Raw genomic sequence first — 19,325 nt, 5'->3', positions numbered from 1 at the left:
CCCTTTTTTCTCCTTGTTGGGCCCGACATCTGCATTTACGGTCCGGAAGGAAAAATCCTCCCACACAGGCAACGCATCAGGCTTCAGGCAGTCTGGTCTTCCGTACCTTCCGCATCTTCAGCGGCATCCGGAGAGACCTCCTCAATCAAACTGTTATCCAAAATAAGCTGAATCGCCTTTTTTTCAAGCATCGTGTGCTTGAAAAATTCAAGCTTTTCAGGGTTACTCTCATAGAACCCCTTGATCAGGTCTACGGGCTGGTTGAAATTTCTTGCCAGTTCTTCAAAGCCTTCAACCATCTCATCACCATCCAGCCCCAGCTTTTCCTGCTGAATGATGGCTCCCAGAATCAGATGGCGGCGTACCTGCTTCTCTGCAAGCCCACGATATTCTTCAGCCAGCATTTCTCTGGTCTGTCCCAGTTGTTCAAAGGTAACCCCATTGGCGGAAAATGCTCGTTCCGCCTCTTCCAGAATACCTTCGAGTTCATAGTTTACCATGACATCGGGCACCTCAAAACTGGTTTTTTCGATGAGGGCAGAAAAAATCTGCTCGTTCATCTCCTGCTCAATGCGCTTGGCATAGCCCTGCTGAAGATTGTCACGGATTTTTTCCCGGATATCCTCAACACTTTCAAAGTCTCCGAAATTTTTTGCAAAATCCCCGTCCAGTTCCGGAAGAATCTCCTCGTGGATGGCCTTCAGGGTCACCGTAAAGGAAATGGTCTTGCCAGCAAAGGCCTTATTCACGTACTGATCATCATAGGCAACGTCAAAGGCTCTGGTTTCCCCGATATTCATGCCCTCAAGATTTTCATCAAAGGCAGGGGAAAGGGTGTTGCGGCCAATCAGATAGGCATGGTTTTCCGTTCTGGGGGTACCGTCAAAGGGCTGACCTTCCACAAGGCCTTCATAGTCCATCAGAATAAAATCTCCGGACTGTGCAGGTCTTTCCTCTGCAATGGGAACCTTTTTGGCAAGATTTCTGCGCAGCATCTGAATCTGCGCATCCACGTCATCTTCACTAAAGACATGCAGGGTCTTTTTAACGGGGATACCCTTAAAATCAATTTCACCGATCTCCGGACGAACCTCAACGGTAATTCCCACCTTCAGGGGACCCTTCTCATCAAAGGCCTCCAGATCCGGCAGATCCATGTCCGGTGTTCCGATAAAGTTCAGGTTCTCCTTCCGGATTGCATCCACAAAGGCATCCTGAATCAGCTTCTGGGAGACATCTGCGTGAACATCCTTTTTATAAATGCGCTCCAGAACGGAACGGGGAGTTTTTCCGGGACGAAAACCTTTGATCTTCACGGTTTTTTTCAGATCCTGATATGCGGCATCCACTGCCTTTGCCACTGCTTCACCCGGGATCTCTATGTGCAGGGCCTTTTTGACCGTGCTAAGATCTTCTACCGTAACTTGCATGATGATCCTTTCTTCGTAAAAACCCTAAAAGCCCATGGGGGTCTATGGTAAGCGAACCAAACTTACATTCTTTTCAAATTATCAGAACCTGCCTGGACAGACAGACCCATAAGTACCGGGAATGCCTTTAACATAAAAAAAAAGAAAATACCCAAATCATTTATTGTTTCTAGTGACTTTTACCTTACAGCAGCCACCTTTAATCTATAACGGGGGCTACAGGGTATCCGTTCGTTGCTTGACGGAATCCAGGCTTTTCCTTTAAAGTATCTCCTTTAGTTAAGGATACTCTGCCCGTATCAGTTCCATAGAACAAAACACGAAGCAATCTTTCAAATTTAATCATGCCGCCTATATGTGTCAAGAAAAAACCAACGACGGATCAAGGCAGCTGCCGGACATACAAACATGCGAATCAAATATGCTTTTTTTTTATTCCTTATTCTGACCTGTACCTTCGCCAACCTTAGCCCGGCAAATGGTTTTCAGGAGAGAAAAGCCATAGTCATGCTGGACCCCGGGCATGGCGGCAATGACACTGGCGTTAAGGGACCGGACGGCAGCATGGAAAAAAATATCAGCTTTCTACTGGCAAAAAAAATATCAGAGAATCTGAAGGACAGCAGCAGGGTTCTTCTCACCCGGGAGGGCGACCACAACCCGGATCCAGTGCAGCGCACATCCGCAGCCAACAGGGGAAAAGCAGACCTGTTTATCAGCCTGCACACCGAAGGCTCTCCTCCGCAGATATCCGGTACCATAAGGATTTTTCACCTCCCGTCCCATACCATCCAGAGCAGGGATTCCGGTATCTGGGATGAGGGCCATATCCCCCATACAGAGCAAAGCACAAAACTTGCCCACAGCCTTGCAAGGGCCATGGAAAAAAGGAATCTTCCCCAAAGAATAAAGGTTCAGACAGCAGATCTTTTCCTCTTAAAACCCCTGACCATGCCCTCGGTTCTTTTGGAAATCGGCAATCTTCGTTCCCCCCGGGATGCCCTCTGGCTGGCAGACCCCAATAACCAGAATACCCTGGCAGCTGCCATTGCAGATGGTATTGGCAGATTTACTGACTCCATGGACGCTGAGTAAGAATCCAACCCCTTTTTTTCAAAAACAATGAACAGCCTGTACTTACAGTAAAAACAGTCTGGCAGTAGGTTTGGTCCAAACAAAAAACCGGCTAGGTTCTCAAAAGAACATAACCGGTCTTTTTTATTAAAATAAGGTGAGGATCAGTGGAGACGGGGCTGGATCAGGTCATTTTCAATGCGTCCTGCAATCACAAGGGCCTGGCTCATGAGATCATGGATGGCAAAAAGCTCCTTTTTCAACTGCCGGATACCGCCATTGGGAAGGGAAGGCAGAGAAGCTTCCGCAAAAAGCTCCGAGAGAACTTTGGACTTGGCCGAAAGGCTGTCCATGCGCTCGGAAAAGGCAGCCACTTCATCGGCCCACTTGCGAAGCTCTGTCTTCTGTTCTTTGTTCTGACCTGTAAATACGGGCTGAATGGCACTGATGTCATAATCCGGACTGCGAAAGGTGAGGGAAAACATGATTGTAGACTCCTTATAAAACATGGGTTGTACCGCTCATCCGCCTCTGGCGGCCTGCGGAGGTATCGGGGTTCTCCCCTTGCCGTGCTTCTGTTCAGGATCACACACAGGACTCCCGAACAAACACCCCGCCTTCAAAAGCATTTTCAATGCCACGCCCGGAAAAAACTTCAGACAAGCCAGCCAAAAAAACGCAACGCCAAAAATAAACAATTGATATAAAAAACAATAAAAAAAAACCAGCCCCCCTGCCTTTTATTTTTTTAACATCCCAGCCACTTCCTTCAAGCACAACAAAAGCCCCACCATAAAAAGAACAAACACCATACAAATTTTGTACAAAAATTTCACGCCTGCACGAAAATAGAAAAAATCTATCCCAAAACCAATGCCCATCGAAAGGAACGATTTGATCCTCGCCGGCCTCATTGCCTATATCTATCAGCCATGCAGGTTTTCATACAAAAAATCTTGGCCCCGGCCAGCAGGAAACGGGGCCACACTCCGGAGAACGGAGACGTTCAGAAAACTGGCCTCATAATTTACGTTTTCACCGCTATTTTCCAAAGACCTGCGGTGACATCATCCATATTACCTGAATAATAGGAGAAGAAAGAGAGATGAAAAACTATTTTTCCACCCGATGGGGCATCATTGGCGTAGGTGCCCTCATCGGTCTTCTGGCGGCACTGCTGCAGAAAATGGGAAACCCGCCCAACATGGGTATCTGTGTGGCCTGCTTTGAAAGGGACATCGCAGGGGCTTTAGGTCTGCACAGGGCGGAAGTGGTGCAGTACATGCGCCCTGAGATCATGGGCTTTGTGCTGGGCTCCCTTGTGGCGGCCCTTCTGGCCAGAGACTTCCGGCCCCGCACGGGATCCGCACCCGTCATCCGCTTTGCCCTTGGCTTTTTTGCCATGATCGGCGCCCTGATCTTCCTCGGCTGCCCATGGCGGGCCCTGCTCCGGCTGGCCGGTGGGGACTGGAACGCCATCTTCGGACTTCTGGGGCTTGCGGGCGGTGTTTTCATCGGCACCCTTTTCCTGAAGGGCGGCTACAATCTGGGGCCTGCCAGAAAAGCACCGAAGTTTGTGGGCTTGGCCATGCCCCTTATCATGGCAGGGCTTCTGGTTCTGGCCTTTATGAATCCGCCGGTTGCAGGAGAAGGAAAAAGTGGCGTACTCTTTTACAGCCTAAGTGGCCCTGGCTCCATGTATGCCCCCCTTTTCATCGCCCTTGCCATCGGCCTTCTTGTGGGTGGCCTTGCCCAGCGAAGCCGTTTCTGCACCATGGGTGCCCTGCGGGATCTCATCCTCTTTAAACAGATACATCTCTTCTCCGGTCTCATTGCCCTTGTGGCTGTGGCCTTTCTGGCCAACCTTGCCTTCGGGCAGTTCAAACCGGGATTTGAAGGACAGCCCGTAGCCCACAGCATGGGCATATGGAATTTCATGGGAATGGTGCTGGCAGGCCTCGCCTTTGTCCTTGCAGGGGGCTGCCCCGGCCGCCAGCTTTTTCTTTCCGGAGAGGGAGACGGAGATGCGGCCATCTTTGTGGTGGGCATGATTGTGGGGGCTGCCTTTGCCCACAATTTTGCCATGGCCAGCTCCCCTGCGGGCATCGGTGCCAACGGCATCACGGGCCTTGTCATCGGCCTTGTGGTCTGCCTTGGGATCGGGTTCTTCGGTATGCGGAAGCAGGCCTGAGGCAAAAAAGCCCCTTCCAGGGCCTTCCCCCTCACTCCCGGCCCCTCTGGCTTTACGAGCCTCAGCCACCACCGGGAGGGAGAGGGGAGAAAAAAAGAGGCTTTTCCAAAAAACTTTCACGGCCGGTATCCGGCTGATCCATAAAGGAGATTTTCCATGACAGAAATTCTTGATGAACGGGGCCTTTCCTGCCCCCAGCCCGTACTGGATACCCTGAAAACCCTGCCCTCGGTGCAGGGGGGAAAACTCAGTGTGCTGGTGGATACGGAAGCCGCCAGGGAAAACGTGGCCAGAGCCGCCGAATCCAAAGGATGGCAGCTGGCATCCGTGGATGAAAAAGATGGAGATTACACCCTGCATCTGGTAAAAAAATCCTGAAAAAGACCACCCGCTGAAAATTCTTTCGGCGGGTGTTTTTAAAAATTACCCACCTGCTGCCATCTTCAAGGAAAGTCCATGTTTTTCAAAAAACTCTTCGGCAGAAAAAAAGCAAAGGCCTCCCGGGCAGACCGGGGCATGCTTCTCTTTGACCACACCTCCGATGTGATTCGGGCGGAAAACCTGCTCAAGGCCGAAGGCTGGACCATTAAAGTCATGGGACCACCACCGGAAATCCAGAGGGGCTGCGACCTTGTGGTGGAGTTTCCCCTCATGGAGCAGATGCGTATTCTGGAAACCCTGAAAAGTGCCAAGGTGCATCCCGTGGATGTGGTGCCCGTAACCGGCCCCCTCCTTTCCCCGGTGGATCTTTTCCACACCAAGGATTTCGGGGAATACCTCATGGTCCGGGCCGCCAACATGAAAATCACCATAGAGAAAAAAAGCCGCATGATAGTCAATATTTCCGGCGGGGGTTGCCCCGATGTTCCCTTTCTGGCAGACCAGCTCACGGGAAAAATTCTGGAAGAAGCCCCCCAGCCAAGGGAAATCGGGCATACCCTCTGCGGATATGCCCTGCAGCTTGCCTATGAGGAGATCAAACGCCAATGCTTGTGATTGCAGGAACCGTACCGGATCTGGATTTCCCACTGGTTACAGGACCGGCCTGCCTTGAGGGCGACAGCCTGAAGGTGGAAGGCCACCTCATCCCCGTTCTCAGGGGCACACCGGCCCTTGTGGCTGCGGCCATCAAAACGGCGGAAGTTGCGGGAAACCAGCCTCCCCACGTGATTCTGGCCGGAGATACGGGCCGGGGTAGTGGCAGCCGCCTTGTCTATCAGCACATCGTGGAGAACGCCCGGAGCTTTGCAGAGACCACCCTCACCTTTCACTATCTCCAGCCCGACGTGGACTGGCACAACCGCATCCTCATGGCTCTGGACGCCCTTTCCCTGCCGCCTGTGCGCATTGCGGATGCAGGATTCATGTATGCGGCAAAAATGAGCGGTTATGCCGCATCCTATGATCTTTTCACTCCGGATGTGGGCGAGCTGGCCTTCCTTGCCGATGAAAAGGCCCCCCACCCCTTTTACACCAGAGGCTTTATTCTCCATCGGGATCAGAGCGTACCGGAACTCATCGAAAGGGCCTATGCCCACGACAATGCCGCCGCCCGCCTGCTGGTGAAGGGATCTGTTGACATGTTTGCCTCAGGAGAAAAAATTCACTGGCGCATAGACAGCCCCGGCTGCGAAGTGATGGAAGCCATGGGCGGCACGGGAGATACCATCACGGGAATGGCCTCCGCCCTCATTGCCTCCGGCATGGACATGGAAAAGGCCTGCCACATGGCAGCCCTTGCCAACCGTCATGCAGGCATGCTGACAAGGCCCACACCCGCAACCCAGGTGGCAGAAATTGTCCGGGCCATTCCGCAGGCGCTGGCAGGATTATAACAGGCTGATATTATTGATACCCAAATTCTGAAAAAGAGTTTTTTGCGAGTGTACCATCTGAGAGCCATAAAAAAAGGTAACTGTTCAACACAATTAATCAGGTGCATAGGCAACCGGACCATTTGTTCGTGACGCAATCTTATTCGGGAGCTTCTTGCCCTGTGCGGAAGCGGCAAAACTCGCCGCCACAGGCAGGATAAGTTTTTTGATTACCATAGCAGGCTTAAGCACGCTGCCTTTGTGGCGGCTCAGACAGTTTGCCGCTTCTTTCGCACAGGTCTGCAAAGCTCTGATCCGAAACGATTGCAATGTCACTCACAAACAGCCCGATTGTCTTTTGCTGGAACCAATGCTTTGAAATTAGAGCATAATCATGCATAAAAAAAGGTGCTGAATAATTACAAAAAAAGATCCTGAAAGCCTGTTTCTGGCCTTCAGGATCTTTAGGGATTTCAAATGGTACCGGAGGAGAGACTCGAACTCTCAAGGGCATAAGCCCGGCGGATTTTGAGTCCGCTGCGTCTACCAATTCCACCACTCCGGCATCTGCGTTGCTTTTTTAGTGCAAAGCCCTGTTTTTGTCAATCACTTTGCTGTTTTCCACAAGAGGGCCTCCTGAATGGCTGCGGCAGAAACCGCACCTTCCCTCAAAATGCGGGGAGGGGAGAATGTGGTGTCCACCACAGTTGAACCTTTACCGCCATGAAGGAGACCTGCATCCAGAACACAGTCGGCAAGTGAGAGCAGTTCCGGAGCCAGATCTTTTACGGATGAACTGCCCGGTCTGCCGGACAGATTGGCACTGGTTCCTGTGATGGGACCGCCTGCAGCCCGGACAAGGGCCGCTGCCACGGGATGTTCCGGCACGCGGATACCAATTTTACCCGTGCCTGCTGTCAGACTTTCCGGCAGATGATCCTTTGCCCTGAAAACAAGGGTGAGGCGACCCGGCCAGAAGACATCCATCAGCAGCCGGGCTTCTTCGGAAACCGCTTGCACATGGCTCAGGGCGGCTTCCCTGTCTTTCACCAGTATGAGCAGAGGATTGCTTTCCGGTCTGCCCTTGGCCGCAAAAACCCTTTCAATGGCTTCCGGATTCATGGCATCCACACCCATACCGTAGAGGCAGAAGGTGGGGAAAATAACCAGACCTCCTTTGCGGATGCAGAGACCGGCCCTTTCCACCACTTCTGCGTCCTCAGAAGAAGAAGCCATGGAAAATATTCTGTGCTGGGACCATGGCGTATCAGGAAACAAGGGCCTTTGCCTTTGCTTCTACTTTGTCTGCCATTTCCTTTTTGTATTCCGTCAGTTTTGCGGCCAGCTCCGCATCGGCAATGGCCAGCATCTGTACGGCAAGAATGCCCGCATTGTAGGCACCGGGTTTGCCGATGGCCACCGTGGCCACAGGCACTCCGGGGGGCATCTGAACCGTGGAGAGAAGGGCATCCAGCCCCTGAAGGGCGGAAGAATCAATGGGTACACCGATGATGGGCAGGGTGGTGCCTGCGGCCATGGCACCTGCCAGATGGGCGGCATGGCCCGCACCGGCAATGATCACACCCATGCCCTTGCCCCTTGCGGAAGAGGCAAAAAGGGCGGCCTTTTCCGGTGTTCTGTGGGCGGAAGCGATGGTCATTTCATAGGGAACATCAAATTTTTTGAGTACACTGACCACTTCCATCATGACGGGAAGGTCAGAATCGCTGCCCATGACAATACCCACTCTGGGCGCACGGTCCTGTTTTTCAATGGCTTTCATGGCTATATCCTTTCTGTAATGGCAATGATTGAATGAAATGCAGGAGACAGCTTTGTAGGCATTGACAGTGGCCTGCTGCACACTGTCCCCAAGGGCACTGACCCCAAGAACCCTTCCGCCCGACGATACGATGGCATCCTTATCCGTGGTCGTGCCCGCATGGAAAACCATGGTGTCCGGAAGGGAGGCGGCCTCGTTCAGGCCGGAAATGCTTTCGCCCTTTCCATAGCTGCCGGGATATCCGCCTGCTGCCATGACAACACATACGGCAGCCCTTGGGTCCACCTTCAGGGAACAGGTGTGCAGACGTTCTTCCACCACGGCTTCCATTAATTCCACAATGTCAGACTGTATGCGCAGCATCAGGGGCTGGGTTTCAGGATCACCGAAACGGGCATTGAACTCCAGTACCCGGATCTGATCCCTGTGGATCATCATTCCCGCATAGAGTACCCCTTTAAAGGGCCGGCCTTCGGCTGCCATGGCCCTGACAGCGGGTTCCAGCACTTCCTTTGCGATTTTATTCTGCATGAAAAAATCCACCACAGGGGCAGGGGAGTAGGCTCCCATACCGCCGGTATTGGGGCCTTTATCACCGTCATAAACCGCTTTATGATCCTGGGAGGAGGGCAGGGTGAGGATGGTTTTTCCGTCGGTGAGGGCGATGATGGAAGCCTCCTCGCCCTCCAGTCTTTCTTCCACAAGGATGGTGGCACCGGCTTCACCAAAGGCCTTGTCTCCCAGCATGCTCTGTATGGCTTTTTCCGCTTCCTCCATGGCAAAGCAGACCACAACCCCTTTACCCGCCGCAAGGCCGTCGGCCTTGACCACAACCTGACCCTTGAGGCTTTGGGCAAAAGCCAGTGCCTGATCTGCATCCTTAAAACTCTGTCCCTTTGCCGTGGGAATGCCGTAGCGGACCATGATATCTTTGGCAAAGGCCTTGGAAGCTTCCAGTTCCGCCGCCTTTGCCGAAGGGCCGAAAACCCTAAGGCCGGAAGCCTCAAAGAGATCCACAATGCCTGCGGCCAGGGGGACTTCGGGGCCCACAACCGTAAGGTCGATGGCATTGGAGAGGGCAAAGGTTTTAAGTTCCTCAATGGCATCTGCCGGGATGTCCACGCACTGGGCCATGGCAGCTATACCGGGATTACCCGGTGCACAGAAGATTTTTTTTGCTCTGGAACTCTGGCTGATTTTCCAGACAAGGGCATGTTCCCTTCCGCCGCTTCCAATGACAAGTATATTCATGGTGACTCCTTGGGTAGCATCTGTTTTTTAGTATAAAAAAGCTCTGGTTTTCACCAGAGCCGGAGAGCTGGCCTGTTTTTATTTGGATTCCCTAAAGCTGTAACGGGCTTTTTTTTAACCGTAAGCGGATCAGTTCGTCAATCAATTTTGCAAAGGAAATGCCAGCTGTTTTTGCAGCCAGAGGAAGCAGGCTGGTTTTTGTCATGCCGGGCAGGGTATTGGTTTCAAGAATAAAAAGCTCTTCATCCCCAAGAATGAAATCCGAACGGCTGTAGCCTTCACAGTAAAGGCTTTTGTGGGCAAGGATGGCGGCCTCCTGCACCTTGCGGGTCAGGGCTTCTGAAATGGGGGCCGGGCAGATTTCTTCCGTTGCGCCGGGGGTGTACTTGGCTGTGTAGTCAAAAAACTGAAACTCCCTGCCCGGACGGATTTCTATGACGGGCAGGGCTTCTACGGGGTCATTGCCCCATACGGCACAGGTCACCTCCCGTCCCCGGATACAGGGTTCCGCAATGCCGGAAGAACCGCAGGAAAGGCAGAGCTCACAGGCTTTTTGGATATCCTCTTTATTGTGGACAATACTCATGCCGAGACTGGAGCCGCCATGGGCGGGCTTGATCACCATGGGAAGCCCGATTTTCCGGATAAGTTCCGCCTCAATTTCCGGGCTGAAACCATCAAAGGTCATCCAGGAGGGGGTTGTCAGGCCGCTGCACACAAAGGCCTGTTTGGCCGCAGGCTTGTTGCAGGCCATGGCGCTGCCGAGAACACCTGACCCCTGATAGGGGATGTGGAGAAGATCAAGGAGGCCCTGCAGCCTGCCGTCTTCACCGTTCTCACCGTGTACGACAAGGAAGGCAAAGTCGATTTTTTCCTTATCCTGAACAATGCGGGCGATATCCGTTGCCGCATCATAACGGTTGATGCTGTAAACTTCGGGATCAAGGACGGCTTCCACGGCTGCTGCCCCTGCAAGGGCAACCTCCCTTTCGTTGGAGGAGCCGCCGGTAATAAGGGCAAGGTTAAGCTTTTTCATAATACGGATAATTACCTTCCATTTTCCGGCTTTGAAGGAAAAACATCCACAATATCAGAATCTTCTCTGACATCTGCGCCTGTGGATCCGGGCAGGGCCCTGTGATCCGTATGCCGGAAAATCTCTTTTTTGGCAATTTCATATTCTTCACGGCTGATCAGCTCGTTTTCATACATGCGGCCAAGCTCGGTCAGCTCCCGGACTCTGATACCCTCAGAGGATTCCAGCTGGAGCATGGCATTGGGATTTTTTTCCTTTTCTCCCATGCGCAGGGCCGCAAAGCCACCCAGCAGACTGATTTCCACATTTCTGCCGGAAAATTCCGGCAGGGCCAGCATCTCCTTAAGGGATCTTTTTTCTGCCTGCATGCGCCGGAGAAAATAGTAACCCGTACCAAAGACCGCAAGGATGCCTGCAATGAAAATCCAGGTCATGTAATGGACAATGCCCCGGAAAAAAAGAACAAGAAGGCCGATGACGGCTACAAGCATCACATTGAGAAGAACAATGCCGTAAGCCATGAAAATACTGCTGGCAATTCCTTCCGTGGGCAAAGGTTCTCGCCTGGGCCTCGGAGGCCTTTTTGATCTGGGAGCTGCCTTTGCTTTTTCTTCCTTTTTCTTTCGTCTGAAGAACATAGATTCCGTCTGCTTTTTTAAGTTGAGCTGTTATTTTTCCATGCGTTCCACAAGTGCGGGCAGATAATACTCCGGTATTTCCCTGTCCGGACGTGTCGGCTGGCTCATGTTGGCTTTTCGTATAAGAACATTGAGGCGGGTGAGAATTTTTTGTTTTTCCGCAAGATCCGGCGTTGCTGTCAACAACTCTGCGGTGGAGTGGATTTCTTTGCGCATTTCCAGTTCCGGTGGCAGACAATCCGCGGTTTTCAGCATGCGGTAGGCCATGCGCAGGTCTTCCGGGATAGCCATGTTTTCTTCCGGCAGGGGTCTGCCTGCCCCTTCAAGGTTGTTGAAGGCCCCCTTTTGCTGGGCTTCTTTAATTTTTTCTTCGGCGATCTTTCCAAAAAGCATGGTGGCACATCCTGCTGAAAAGGTGTTTTCAGGAGGCAGCGCAGGCCATCCCTGAACAGCTTTCTACCTTATAAAATCACAGGTCCCTTGGCAAGGGCTCTGTTCCAATGACCTCGTATCTCCATGGGAAAAGGGCAGAAAGGCTCCGGTGGGGGCAGGGCTGTGGTTTCCGGATTGTTGACAGTCCAGCCCCCTTTGATTAGTATGCAAGCCTTTCTGAGAGTGGTTTGATTCTAACTGTATTTATCCTTGTGAAGGAGGCGTGTATGATTAAGGAAAGCCTGGAAGACGGCATCATTATTGTCACCCTGAGCCATGGAAAAACCAATTCCATTACCCGGGAAACCATGGAAAAAATTGCTGTGATCGTGGATAAAGCCAATACGGATGACAGCATCAAGGGCATTATCCTCACCGGAGAAGGCAAGTTCTTTTCCAGTGGATTCCACCTGCCCACCTTCATCAACTTCAAAGATCATGCCGATGCGGTAAACTTCTTTGAATTTGAAGAAGAATTTCTTCTGAATTTCTTTGTCTGCAAAAAACCCGTCATCTCCGCCATGAACGGTCACACCGCAGCCATGGGCATGATTATGGCCATGGCATCGGATTACCGCCTTGTAACCAGCCATCCCAAGGTGAAGCTTGGCATGAGCGAAATCAAACTGGGCCTTGCCCTGACCATCGCTGAACTTGAGGTGATGCGCTTTGGTCTGGATACGGACAAAAAATTCCGGGATGTCATGTATTTTGGTGAGATGATCAGTCCTGAAAAAGCCCTTGAAAGGGGAATTGTGGATGAGGTGCTGGAGGCGGATCAGCTGATTCCCAGAGCCAAGGAAATTATCTGCTCCTGGATTGACAATCCCGGACGTGCCTTCATCACATTAAAGGAAACCCTCAAGTACGACAGCGCCCAGCGTATCCGCACCAAGCTGGATGAGCTTGACTGGCGGGCTTCCCTCCACGGCTTCTTTGATCCCAATGTAAAAGCCACGCTGGAGTTTGTTCAGGCAACCATGGAAGGATAATTTTTATCCTTCAGCCCGGTATCCGCTGCACCCCAGGGTGCTGCGGATACCCTATATCCATACTGCAGAAAGACGGGTGATGGAACTCAAGGATTGCATTGTATTTCTCCTGGCAAAAAACAGTCAGGCTGGCTATCGCTTCTGGGGGAACTATATCGCAGACCTTGAAGTGACCACGGTACAGGCCATGCTTCTCATTCTTCTGGGGCGCGAAGAAGGGCAGACCTCCCGGCAGCTCGGCGAGCAGACCCAGCTGGACAGCGCCACGGTATCAGGCATCATAGACAGGCTGGTGGGCATGAAGCTTGTCACACGTAAACGCAGCCCCGAAGACCGCCGGGCCATTCTTCTCTTTCTGACGGATCTTGGCAGGACAAAGGCTTTGGATCTTGACCGGCGCTTTGAAGAAGCCCATCAGGCTTTTCTGGCCGATTTTTCACCCGAAGAGCAGGAAGTATTCCGTGGTTTTTTAAAACGTCTTCAGGACACCCACGGGGCTATCCGCTGAAAATTACCAAAAAGTAAAATGTATCCCTTGCCTTTTTTCTCCGGCATCTCTCAAGGAACCGGAGAAAGTCTTTTTATGCTGAAAAACACGCATGTCTCCCCCCTTGCCCCTTCCACCTTCACATCCATCAGAATCATGTAGCACAGGGCTTTGCAAAGCCCTTTGGATGGTGTATCGTCCATGGCATCGGAAGACCGTCCTTTTTAACAGAATGAAAGGAGAGAAAATATGCAGGAATGGACATGTACCGTTTGTGGTTACAAGCAAAAAGATCCGTATCCCCCTGAATCCTGCCCTGCCTGTGGGGCAGGCAGCAGTCTTTTTGAAGCTGCGGAAGCCGGGGAAATGTCTTCGGGTGAAAAAGAAACCGGAGCTGCAAGGGCTTCATCCCGCTGGCGCTGCGTTGTCTGCGGGTATATCCATGAAGGTGAAGGGCCACCGGAAACCTGTCCGGTATGCGGTGCAGACCGCAGCGCCTTTGAGCCCGTGGAAGAGCCCGGTGACAAGGCTGCTGAAGATACTGCAGACCCGAATGATCCGCCCCCGTTTTCGGGAGAGAAAAAAAAGAAATTCACACCCCAGAGCCATCCAAGGGAATGGGCGGATGAACAGATCCTTGTTCACCATGCCCATCCCATTTCCGTTCATATTCCCAATGGAGTGCTTCCCATTGCCGTATTTTTTGTGCTTGTTGGAAGCCTTTTCAATGCCCAGACCTTTAAGATTGCGGCCTATCTGAATATGACCATGGTTTTTCTGGCCCTGCCTCTGGTTCTGTATACGGGCTTTGTGGAATGGCGGGATCGTTACAGATCTGCCATGACCTCCCTTTTTAAAACCAAGATTCTCTGTGCTGCCATCACGGCCTTCTGTGTTACAGTTCTTGTGATCTGGAGAAGCTTCAGTGCGGATGCGGGTGGTTTTTTCTTCATTCTCCTGCACCTGATTGCCCTGGGAGCTGCGGGCCTTGCCGGACACCTGGGTGGTAAACTGGTTTTTGCCAAACGGGGCTGATGGCCACCGCATGACCCTTTGACGGATATGCAGCGAACAAACGAAGTGCCTGCTGAAAAGCTCTTCATCTTTCCATGATAAAAAAATCCCTGCCTTACCCTGAAAAGGAAGTGGCAGGGATTTTTTTATGTCAACTGCCCCCAAAAAAGGCTTTATAAAATCAAGCCTGTCTTGCGATAGCCCAAAGACGGAGGCCATGGCCTGCATCAGACACAGCACCAGCCAGAAGGCAAATCAAGCCCCTTTGGAAAGGGCGACCTGGGGCGATCCTGTGTTTTTATGAATATCAGGCTGCCCCAGCCCTTTTCTTCTTTGCTGCAGACGGTTTCCAGCAAACGCCCATAGGTTTGGATGAGAAGTGGCATTTCTTCCTTTCTCATCCCGGAAAGCACAAGGAAGCCTCCGGAAGAAAGACTGCCTGACAGTGCCTCTGCAAGCTCCATGAGGGTAGGGGGCCTCAGATTGGCAGCCACAAGATCCCAGCTGCATCCTAACGGCCAGACCTCTTCCACCTGTACGGCATCTTCCAGCCCGTTGAGGCGGACATTCTCCTTTGCCTCATGGACGGCCAGGGGATCATTGTCCACGGCCAGTGCTTTTTTCGCACCGTGCCGCACCGCAGCAATCGCAAGGACTCCCGTTCCTGTCCCCACGTCCAGCATGGTACCATTCTCCTTGACACAGATCTCAATGGCTTCAAGACAAAGTCTTGTTGTGGGGTGATCCCCCCCGCCAAAACTGGCTCCCGGCAGCAGAATCACAGACTCCCTTCCGGGAAGGGATGAAAGTCCCGGAGCAAGGAGCTGGGTTTTCTTTCCAACGGGAAGGGGTTTGTGCCAGCCCCTTTGGATACAGGTTTGACCGTGGCGGACGAGATAGGCAAGGTCTCCTGCTGCCACCAGAGAGGCAAGGGTATCCTGAAGCATGCGGCGGGAAGCACCAGTTTCCACAGCCATCTGCCGCAAAAGCTCTGCAGGGCTCCATGCCTTTTCTGCATCCAGAATCCGCTGCAGCATCTGATCTGCTAAATTGATGTGATTCATACAGAAGCATCCTTTGCCGCCAATGGAGGGTTCTCCCTGTTTTTTATCCGATCACAGGGAGTCCGGATTTTTCCCCTCGCGGATAAGAAGATCCCTGTACCAGAGGGAGAATTCATACAGGCCCCGGACACGGTCATCATTATTAACGATGCCCAGTGCCATTTCGTAGGCAGCCTTGCCAAAGGAGGTTGAAATACTCTCGTGGGGCTTTGTTTTCAGAAACTCATGGATCAGGTCATGGGTTGTTCTGCGCGTGCCCTCGGTGCGGATATCAATGGGCTCCTTGGGCTCTGCAAAGGGATCCCATTCATCATAACCGTCTTTCAGAATTTTCTGCTGTCCCCTTTTTCCCATGGCATCGAAAATGGCTTTTTTTCTTGTGGCGATTTCCTCGGGAGAAAACAATGGGGCTTCGGCCTTTGGTTTTGGACCCTGCATCAGGGGGTTTCCTCCTTTGTTTCCGGAGTTTCCGGTGTTATTCCCAGATATTCATCATTATAATCCGTAAGAAGGGCCATGGAGAGGGGGACCAGCATTTCCGCCATGCGGGTGTAGCGTGTACCCATGGCTTCCACCATTTCCCTGGAAACCTGATACAGTTTTTCGTGCAGGGTATCCATATTCACCGTGGGATAGGGTTTGCCCTGTTCAAAGCCGGATTTTCCGCAACTGTGACTGATACCGTCACTGGAGGTGGGGATACCATAAAGCCTGCAGGTGATGGGCCTGTAATCATAAAGCTGGCAGATATCGTCATCTCCGAGAAAGGGACAGCGTACCCGTTCCATGGACATACGACCCAGAAGCTCAACTTCAGAAACCCCTTCATTGCGGGCCTTGGCAGCATCCTTTTTAATGCGGTAAATTTTCCTGTCTGCCCGGTTTGCTCTCTCCATAATACTGTGTTTTTCTGCCCCTGAAAAACGGGCATCAAACTGTTGTTTGATATAGATGGCTTCCACAAGGCTGAGGTCAAAAAGGGCATGGCAGCAGTCTGCACAGCGGGTGGTACAGCGAACGGCTTCGGGGTGCATCTCCCTTACGCGGTTGAACGCTTTTTCCGCAGAGGCAACCAGCACTTCATACTGTTTGAAAAATGGTGAAAAATCCATGGTATCCTTTCCTTAAAAGCAACCGTTCAGGCTGCTGGTCTTTTTTTACATGCCGTCTTCCTATAGCACCCAAAACAGGGGGCTTCAACCAAAGATCCCATATCTTCATGCTGAGTCTTTGAATGGGATGCCGCGTGGGAAAAACCTAACCCAGCACGCCGCCGGATGTTCCACGTGGAACCTTTGGTACTTTTCCTCCCCCTGTTGTTCCACGTGGAACCTTTTTCCGGATATTTTTCCCATATGTTTCACGTGAAACCTTTTCCCCAAAATCTCCGTGGACAGACTTGCCAGCACCCCAGAAAGAAGCCTCCGTTTTTTTGGCCACAGGATCGGTGCCGGGTTTAGAAAAATCCATTCCATCCCCGACCCCATCATGGCCTGAAAGGTCCGCTTCATTGTCAAAATCATGGGCATCAGGGATAATCTCATCCGCTTCGGGGCTTTCATCCCTTCCATCCAGGCGTTGCCAGAAAACCTGTTTGTCTCCATACCTCTGACGCAGGAGATCCATATATGACGAGTGGCCCGGAAGTCCCCCATGGTAAACGGCCGCCACCTCCAGATCTTCCAGAATTCTGCAATACGCCACTGCCTTTCCATAGGCTCTGAAACGGGCTTCATCCAGAATCCCCTCAATGAGGGTGCGATAGCACAGGATGCGACCCAGCACAGCGCCTGCGGATTCAAACTTCTCCTGTATGCGCAGGACAGCCGTATAATCATAGGCCGTCAGTGCTTCCAGCCGCTCCACCAGCAGGGCTTCTGCTTCCCTTACAGAACCGATGGCAAGAAGAAGGTTCAGCCCGGAATAAAGACTGCTTGTGTAGCGGGCCGTTTCCGGTGCAGAGGCCAGAAAGCCTTCCCGCTCGTCCGCATCACAGACTTCCAGCAGGGCGAGAAGATAATCCGCCGAAGGCTGGGCTGCATAGCGCTCCCTGCGGATCTGAAAAAGCATTTCAGCGTCATCCATGGCAGCATACACCTGATCCAGCAGATCCAGTCTTTCCAGTTCCCTTTCTCCCCAGTCGCCAGCCAGCCATGAAAGGGCGGCTTCCGGCCCTTCATAGTCCAGATAGGCCTGCACGATATCTCCGATCTGGCGGGGGCTGGGGTCTGTCTGCACAAGGGTAACGCTCTGTGCCATCAGGTCCGGATTTCTAAGTGCCTGGGAAAGGTAACGTAAGCCCATGGAAAGGCGGTATCTCTGCCATTCTCCGCCTGCATCCATGGCTTTTTCTCCGGCATCTTTAAGCATCTGGTCCGCAAGGCGGGTGAGCTGCTCCGGACCGAGAAGCCTGTCCGCATGGCGCATGAGATTGACCCGGACACCAAAACGGTCTTTAAGAAAATGTTTCAGAATTTTTTCGCCCCAGTCCATGGCAAGCCCGCTTTGGGCAGCAAGGGCCAGCCACAGGTCACAGGCTTCTGAAAAAACCGGCTGAAGAGGTCCGCCGTTTTCTTCGAGACCTTCCAGCAGGCTGTCCAGATCAAGGAAACGATCCACAAGATCCAGGGCCACACCTGCTTCCAGCGGGGCCATCAGAATTTTCGTATCAGAGAGAAAAGCCCTGAAATCCCGGGCCAGGGGCATGAGATCCCTGAACCCGAGGGTCTCAGGGAGACCATAGAATCCGTCCAGTCGCTTTTTCAGATGGGCAGACAAGGCCGATGCATCCGAAGAAAGATAAAGGGCTTCCACCCTTTCACGGATTCTGGCATCCCTGTCCGCAAGATCCTCAAGAAAAAGAGCCAGGGTCTTCATGTTCAGACCAGAGAGGGGAGGCGCTCCCTTTTTACCGGAATCATGGTGAACATTCTTCATAAAAAGATCATTCCTTCCAGTGGTACTGAATAATACCACAAAGGGTCATTTTGACTGGTCGGGAAAAATTCATGCATTCAGTCAGACAGCCGTTCTGCCATGGAAATAAAGCACAGGTTCTGTTTTTTTCCAGGCAAAATCCATGAGAACCTCGGGCTGCATTCAACGGAAATAAATGCAGGTTTCATACTTGTATTTTAACGGCAAAACAATCAGGATTTTTCCTGTCTGGGCTTCACCGAAAAACCCAGATCGTCAATGACTTCCAGCACCAGTTTTTTCACATGGGCATAATAGGTATCATAGCGGTCGGAGAGGGTAATGAACTGAATGGAATCATCCGTTGCATTGGAAAGCTTGGGGGTGGGGGGCAGGATATTGTCATAGATTTTGCATGATGCCACGTCTGCATAATGCACAAGCGCATCCTTATGGAGTTTGTACTGCCGGGTTCTTCTGTCCGCCTTGTTCAGAACAAAACCCAAAAGCCTGAACGGCCTTTTGTTTCCCCGCCATCCTCTGATGTCGTTGAGCATTTTAAGGGTCAGGGGAATGGCATTGATGTTCATTCTGTTGGGTTCTATGGGGACAAGAAAATAATCCGCCAGAAAAGCACCAATCAGAGAAAAACCGTTCCTTTTGGAGAGGCTCCCCGGCAGATCGATAAAGATGAAATCGTAGTGTTCCGAAAGGGATGTTTTGATCCATGAAGCCATGTCCGCGACATGTTCCATGGATGCGGATTCTTCAAAGGCCAGAGCCAGCTCGGCCTCGGATACAATGACATCCAGATTGCCAAGCCGTGTTTTTTTGGTTTTTGAACGGAGATTTTCCTTTCTTGTAAAAATATACCCCAGAAGATCAGGGCCATTTTTTCCTTCTGCCCTTTCCTTCAGGGCGTGGGGAAGGGTTTTCCCCGTCTCCCTGAGACCAGCAACCTTTTCCGGGCCAAGTATGGCATTGCAGCAGGACGCCTGGGGATCAAAATCAATCACCAGCACCCTTGATTTTTTCCCCTTTATGGTGACGGACGACAGAAAATCCGCAAGAAAGAGCGCCAGGGTCGTCTTGCCGACGCCCCCCTTGTTGTTGTAGATGCCAATCATTCTTGCCATTGGATGCTTCCTTGTATTCTGCGTCAGTAATTATTCAGCACAATTTATTTCGAACTGCCAATGCTGT

At 51.9% G+C, this 19,325-nt stretch carries 22 protein-coding genes and 1 tRNA gene; 8 read left to right on the top strand and 15 right to left on the bottom strand.

Going from position 1 to position 19,325, the window contains the following annotated elements; translation table 11 throughout:
* Positions 1–83: 83 nt before the first annotated feature.
* Positions 84–1,430, bottom strand: a complete 1,347-nt coding sequence (tig, locus tag LZ24_RS03285) for a trigger factor (protein WP_144682312.1) — start codon at positions 1,428–1,430, stop codon at positions 84–86.
* Positions 1,431–1,838: 408 nt separating this feature from the next.
* Between tig and LZ24_RS03280 the strand changes: the two genes are divergently transcribed.
* Positions 1,839–2,525: an N-acetylmuramoyl-L-alanine amidase family protein gene (locus LZ24_RS03280; protein WP_144682310.1), complete on the top strand. Its 687-nt coding sequence runs from the start codon at positions 1,839–1,841 to the stop codon at positions 2,523–2,525.
* Between the two features lie 143 nt (positions 2,526–2,668).
* Here LZ24_RS03280 and LZ24_RS03275 read toward each other — a convergent pair whose 3' ends face one another.
* Complete coding sequence (locus LZ24_RS03275) at positions 2,669–2,989, bottom strand: hypothetical protein (RefSeq protein WP_144682308.1); 321 nt, start codon at positions 2,987–2,989, stop codon at positions 2,669–2,671.
* Positions 2,990–3,089: 100 nt separating this feature from the next.
* Positions 3,090–3,281 carry a hypothetical protein gene (locus LZ24_RS03270; RefSeq protein ID WP_144682306.1) on the bottom strand — a complete coding sequence of 64 codons (192 nt, stop codon included), beginning with the start codon at positions 3,279–3,281 and terminating at the stop codon, positions 3,090–3,092.
* Positions 3,282–3,609: 328 nt separating this feature from the next.
* Between LZ24_RS03270 and yedE the strand changes: the two genes are divergently transcribed.
* The 4 genes from yedE to LZ24_RS03250 all read left to right on the top strand — a co-directional run bounded on the left by yedE (position 3,610) and on the right by LZ24_RS03250 (position 6,530).
* Positions 3,610–4,695: a YedE family putative selenium transporter gene (gene yedE / locus LZ24_RS03265; protein WP_144682304.1), complete on the top strand. Its 1,086-nt coding sequence runs from the start codon at positions 3,610–3,612 to the stop codon at positions 4,693–4,695.
* Positions 4,696–4,851: 156 nt separating this feature from the next.
* Complete coding sequence (locus LZ24_RS03260; RefSeq protein ID WP_144682302.1) at positions 4,852–5,073, top strand: sulfurtransferase TusA family protein; 222 nt, start codon at positions 4,852–4,854, stop codon at positions 5,071–5,073.
* 78 nt (positions 5,074–5,151) lie between these two features.
* A complete protein-coding gene (locus tag LZ24_RS03255) occupies positions 5,152–5,691 on the top strand; it encodes a DUF3343 domain-containing protein (RefSeq protein WP_144682300.1) in 540 nt (179 codons plus the stop codon).
* The gene (locus LZ24_RS03250) at positions 5,682–6,530 is read left to right on the top strand and encodes an NAD(P)H-hydrate dehydratase (RefSeq protein WP_144682298.1); all 849 of its coding nucleotides are present in this window, start codon (positions 5,682–5,684) and stop codon (positions 6,528–6,530) included. The genes LZ24_RS03255 and LZ24_RS03250 overlap by 10 nt, the downstream gene beginning before the upstream one ends.
* A 457-nt stretch (positions 6,531–6,987) precedes the next feature.
* On the opposite strand, the gene LZ24_RS03245 is transcribed toward LZ24_RS03250, so the two are convergent.
* The 6 genes from LZ24_RS03245 to LZ24_RS03220 form a co-directional block, all read right to left on the bottom strand.
* A tRNA-Leu gene (locus LZ24_RS03245) sits at positions 6,988–7,074 on the bottom strand.
* Positions 7,075–7,115: 41 nt separating this feature from the next.
* Entirely contained in the window at positions 7,116–7,745 is a 630-nt protein-coding gene (locus tag LZ24_RS03240; protein WP_144682296.1) for an L-threonylcarbamoyladenylate synthase, read from the bottom strand.
* A 31-nt stretch (positions 7,746–7,776) separates the two neighbouring features.
* Positions 7,777–9,543 carry a phosphoribosylamine--glycine ligase gene (gene purD / locus LZ24_RS03235; protein WP_144682294.1) on the bottom strand — a complete coding sequence of 589 codons (1,767 nt, stop codon included), beginning with the start codon at positions 9,541–9,543 and terminating at the stop codon, positions 7,777–7,779.
* A gap of 91 nt (positions 9,544–9,634) precedes the next feature.
* Positions 9,635–10,579, bottom strand: a complete 945-nt coding sequence (locus LZ24_RS03230; protein WP_144682292.1) for a D-alanine--D-alanine ligase family protein — start codon at positions 10,577–10,579, stop codon at positions 9,635–9,637.
* Between the two features lie 11 nt (positions 10,580–10,590).
* On the bottom strand, positions 10,591–11,133 hold the full coding sequence (locus LZ24_RS03225) for an SHOCT domain-containing protein (RefSeq protein WP_144682290.1): 543 nt from the start codon (positions 11,131–11,133) through the stop codon (positions 10,591–10,593).
* A gap of 114 nt (positions 11,134–11,247) precedes the next feature.
* Positions 11,248–11,610 carry a DnaJ family domain-containing protein gene (locus LZ24_RS03220; protein ID WP_144682288.1) on the bottom strand — a complete coding sequence of 121 codons (363 nt, stop codon included), beginning with the start codon at positions 11,608–11,610 and terminating at the stop codon, positions 11,248–11,250.
* A 266-nt stretch (positions 11,611–11,876) separates the two neighbouring features.
* Here LZ24_RS03220 and LZ24_RS03215 point away from each other — a divergent pair, with 266 nt between their 5' ends.
* On the top strand, positions 11,877–12,641 hold the full coding sequence (locus LZ24_RS03215) for an enoyl-CoA hydratase/isomerase family protein (protein WP_144682286.1): 765 nt from the start codon (positions 11,877–11,879) through the stop codon (positions 12,639–12,641).
* A gap of 79 nt (positions 12,642–12,720) precedes the next feature.
* Complete coding sequence (locus LZ24_RS03210; protein ID WP_144682284.1) at positions 12,721–13,149, top strand: MarR family winged helix-turn-helix transcriptional regulator; 429 nt, start codon at positions 12,721–12,723, stop codon at positions 13,147–13,149.
* 50 nt (positions 13,150–13,199) lie between these two features.
* Here the strand turns inward: LZ24_RS03210 and LZ24_RS17910 are convergent, their stop codons facing one another.
* Complete coding sequence (locus LZ24_RS17910) at positions 13,200–13,331, bottom strand: hypothetical protein (protein WP_281282266.1); 132 nt, start codon at positions 13,329–13,331, stop codon at positions 13,200–13,202.
* Positions 13,332–13,377: 46 nt separating this feature from the next.
* Here LZ24_RS17910 and LZ24_RS03205 point away from each other — a divergent pair, with 46 nt between their 5' ends.
* Positions 13,378–14,163, top strand: a complete 786-nt coding sequence (locus LZ24_RS03205; RefSeq protein ID WP_144682282.1) for a rubredoxin-like domain-containing protein — start codon at positions 13,378–13,380, stop codon at positions 14,161–14,163.
* A 206-nt stretch (positions 14,164–14,369) separates the two neighbouring features.
* Here the strand turns inward: LZ24_RS03205 and LZ24_RS03200 are convergent, their stop codons facing one another.
* The 5 genes from LZ24_RS03200 to LZ24_RS03180 form a co-directional block, all read right to left on the bottom strand.
* On the bottom strand, positions 14,370–15,206 hold the full coding sequence (locus tag LZ24_RS03200; protein ID WP_144682280.1) for a 50S ribosomal protein L11 methyltransferase: 837 nt from the start codon (positions 15,204–15,206) through the stop codon (positions 14,370–14,372).
* A gap of 51 nt (positions 15,207–15,257) precedes the next feature.
* Positions 15,258–15,644 carry a hypothetical protein gene (locus LZ24_RS03195; protein WP_144682278.1) on the bottom strand — a complete coding sequence of 129 codons (387 nt, stop codon included), beginning with the start codon at positions 15,642–15,644 and terminating at the stop codon, positions 15,258–15,260.
* Complete coding sequence (locus LZ24_RS03190; RefSeq protein ID WP_144682276.1) at positions 15,644–16,318, bottom strand: YkgJ family cysteine cluster protein; 675 nt, start codon at positions 16,316–16,318, stop codon at positions 15,644–15,646. The genes LZ24_RS03195 and LZ24_RS03190 overlap by 1 nt, the downstream gene beginning before the upstream one ends.
* Before the next feature lie 145 nt (positions 16,319–16,463).
* On the bottom strand, positions 16,464–18,143 hold the full coding sequence (locus tag LZ24_RS03185; RefSeq protein WP_144682274.1) for a DUF6880 family protein: 1,680 nt from the start codon (positions 18,141–18,143) through the stop codon (positions 16,464–16,466).
* 212 nt (positions 18,144–18,355) lie between these two features.
* A complete protein-coding gene (locus LZ24_RS03180) occupies positions 18,356–19,258 on the bottom strand; it encodes a ParA family protein (protein WP_144682271.1) in 903 nt (300 codons plus the stop codon).
* Positions 19,259–19,325 lie beyond the last annotated feature (67 nt).

It is taken from the genome of Desulfobotulus alkaliphilus (genome assembly GCF_007830435.1).
GTDB classification, from domain to species: Bacteria; Desulfobacterota; Desulfobacteria; order Desulfobacterales; family ASO4-4; genus Desulfobotulus; species Desulfobotulus alkaliphilus.
Note: the sequence above shows the minus strand (reverse complement) of the source record. Positions and strands in the feature narration are given on the sequence as shown.

What these genes read in the sequence shown, in the direction of transcription:
- purD (WP_144682294.1), bottom strand. Translation starts at nt 9,543, where the DNA reads ATGAATATACTTGTCATTGGAAGCGGCGGAAGGGAACATGCCCTTGTC.
- LZ24_RS03275 (WP_144682308.1), bottom strand. Translation starts at nt 2,989, where the DNA reads ATGTTTTCCCTCACCTTTCGCAGTCCGGATTATGACATCAGTGCCATT.
- LZ24_RS03190 (WP_144682276.1), bottom strand. Translation starts at nt 16,318, where the DNA reads ATGGATTTTTCACCATTTTTCAAACAGTATGAAGTGCTGGTTGCCTCT.
- LZ24_RS03255 (WP_144682300.1), top strand. Translation starts at nt 5,152, where the DNA reads ATGTTTTTCAAAAAACTCTTCGGCAGAAAAAAAGCAAAGGCCTCCCGG.
- LZ24_RS03230 (WP_144682292.1), bottom strand. Translation starts at nt 10,579, where the DNA reads ATGAAAAAGCTTAACCTTGCCCTTATTACCGGCGGCTCCTCCAACGAA.
- LZ24_RS03220 (WP_144682288.1), bottom strand. Translation starts at nt 11,610, where the DNA reads ATGCTTTTTGGAAAGATCGCCGAAGAAAAAATTAAAGAAGCCCAGCAA.
- LZ24_RS03260 (WP_144682302.1), top strand. Translation starts at nt 4,852, where the DNA reads ATGACAGAAATTCTTGATGAACGGGGCCTTTCCTGCCCCCAGCCCGTA.
- tig (WP_144682312.1), bottom strand. Translation starts at nt 1,430, where the DNA reads ATGCAAGTTACGGTAGAAGATCTTAGCACGGTCAAAAAGGCCCTGCAC.
- LZ24_RS03250 (WP_144682298.1), top strand. Translation starts at nt 5,682, where the DNA reads ATGCTTGTGATTGCAGGAACCGTACCGGATCTGGATTTCCCACTGGTT.
- yedE (WP_144682304.1), top strand. Translation starts at nt 3,610, where the DNA reads ATGAAAAACTATTTTTCCACCCGATGGGGCATCATTGGCGTAGGTGCC.
- LZ24_RS03240 (WP_144682296.1), bottom strand. Translation starts at nt 7,745, where the DNA reads ATGGCTTCTTCTTCTGAGGACGCAGAAGTGGTGGAAAGGGCCGGTCTC.
- LZ24_RS03195 (WP_144682278.1), bottom strand. Translation starts at nt 15,644, where the DNA reads ATGCAGGGTCCAAAACCAAAGGCCGAAGCCCCATTGTTTTCTCCCGAG.
- LZ24_RS17910 (WP_281282266.1), bottom strand. Translation starts at nt 13,331, where the DNA reads ATGGACGATACACCATCCAAAGGGCTTTGCAAAGCCCTGTGCTACATG.
- LZ24_RS03215 (WP_144682286.1), top strand. Translation starts at nt 11,877, where the DNA reads ATGATTAAGGAAAGCCTGGAAGACGGCATCATTATTGTCACCCTGAGC.
- LZ24_RS03200 (WP_144682280.1), bottom strand. Translation starts at nt 15,206, where the DNA reads ATGAATCACATCAATTTAGCAGATCAGATGCTGCAGCGGATTCTGGAT.
- LZ24_RS03205 (WP_144682282.1), top strand. Translation starts at nt 13,378, where the DNA reads ATGCAGGAATGGACATGTACCGTTTGTGGTTACAAGCAAAAAGATCCG.
- LZ24_RS03180 (WP_144682271.1), bottom strand. Translation starts at nt 19,258, where the DNA reads ATGGCAAGAATGATTGGCATCTACAACAACAAGGGGGGCGTCGGCAAG.
- LZ24_RS03185 (WP_144682274.1), bottom strand. Translation starts at nt 18,143, where the DNA reads ATGAAGAATGTTCACCATGATTCCGGTAAAAAGGGAGCGCCTCCCCTC.
- LZ24_RS03210 (WP_144682284.1), top strand. Translation starts at nt 12,721, where the DNA reads ATGGAACTCAAGGATTGCATTGTATTTCTCCTGGCAAAAAACAGTCAG.
- LZ24_RS03280 (WP_144682310.1), top strand. Translation starts at nt 1,839, where the DNA reads ATGCGAATCAAATATGCTTTTTTTTTATTCCTTATTCTGACCTGTACC.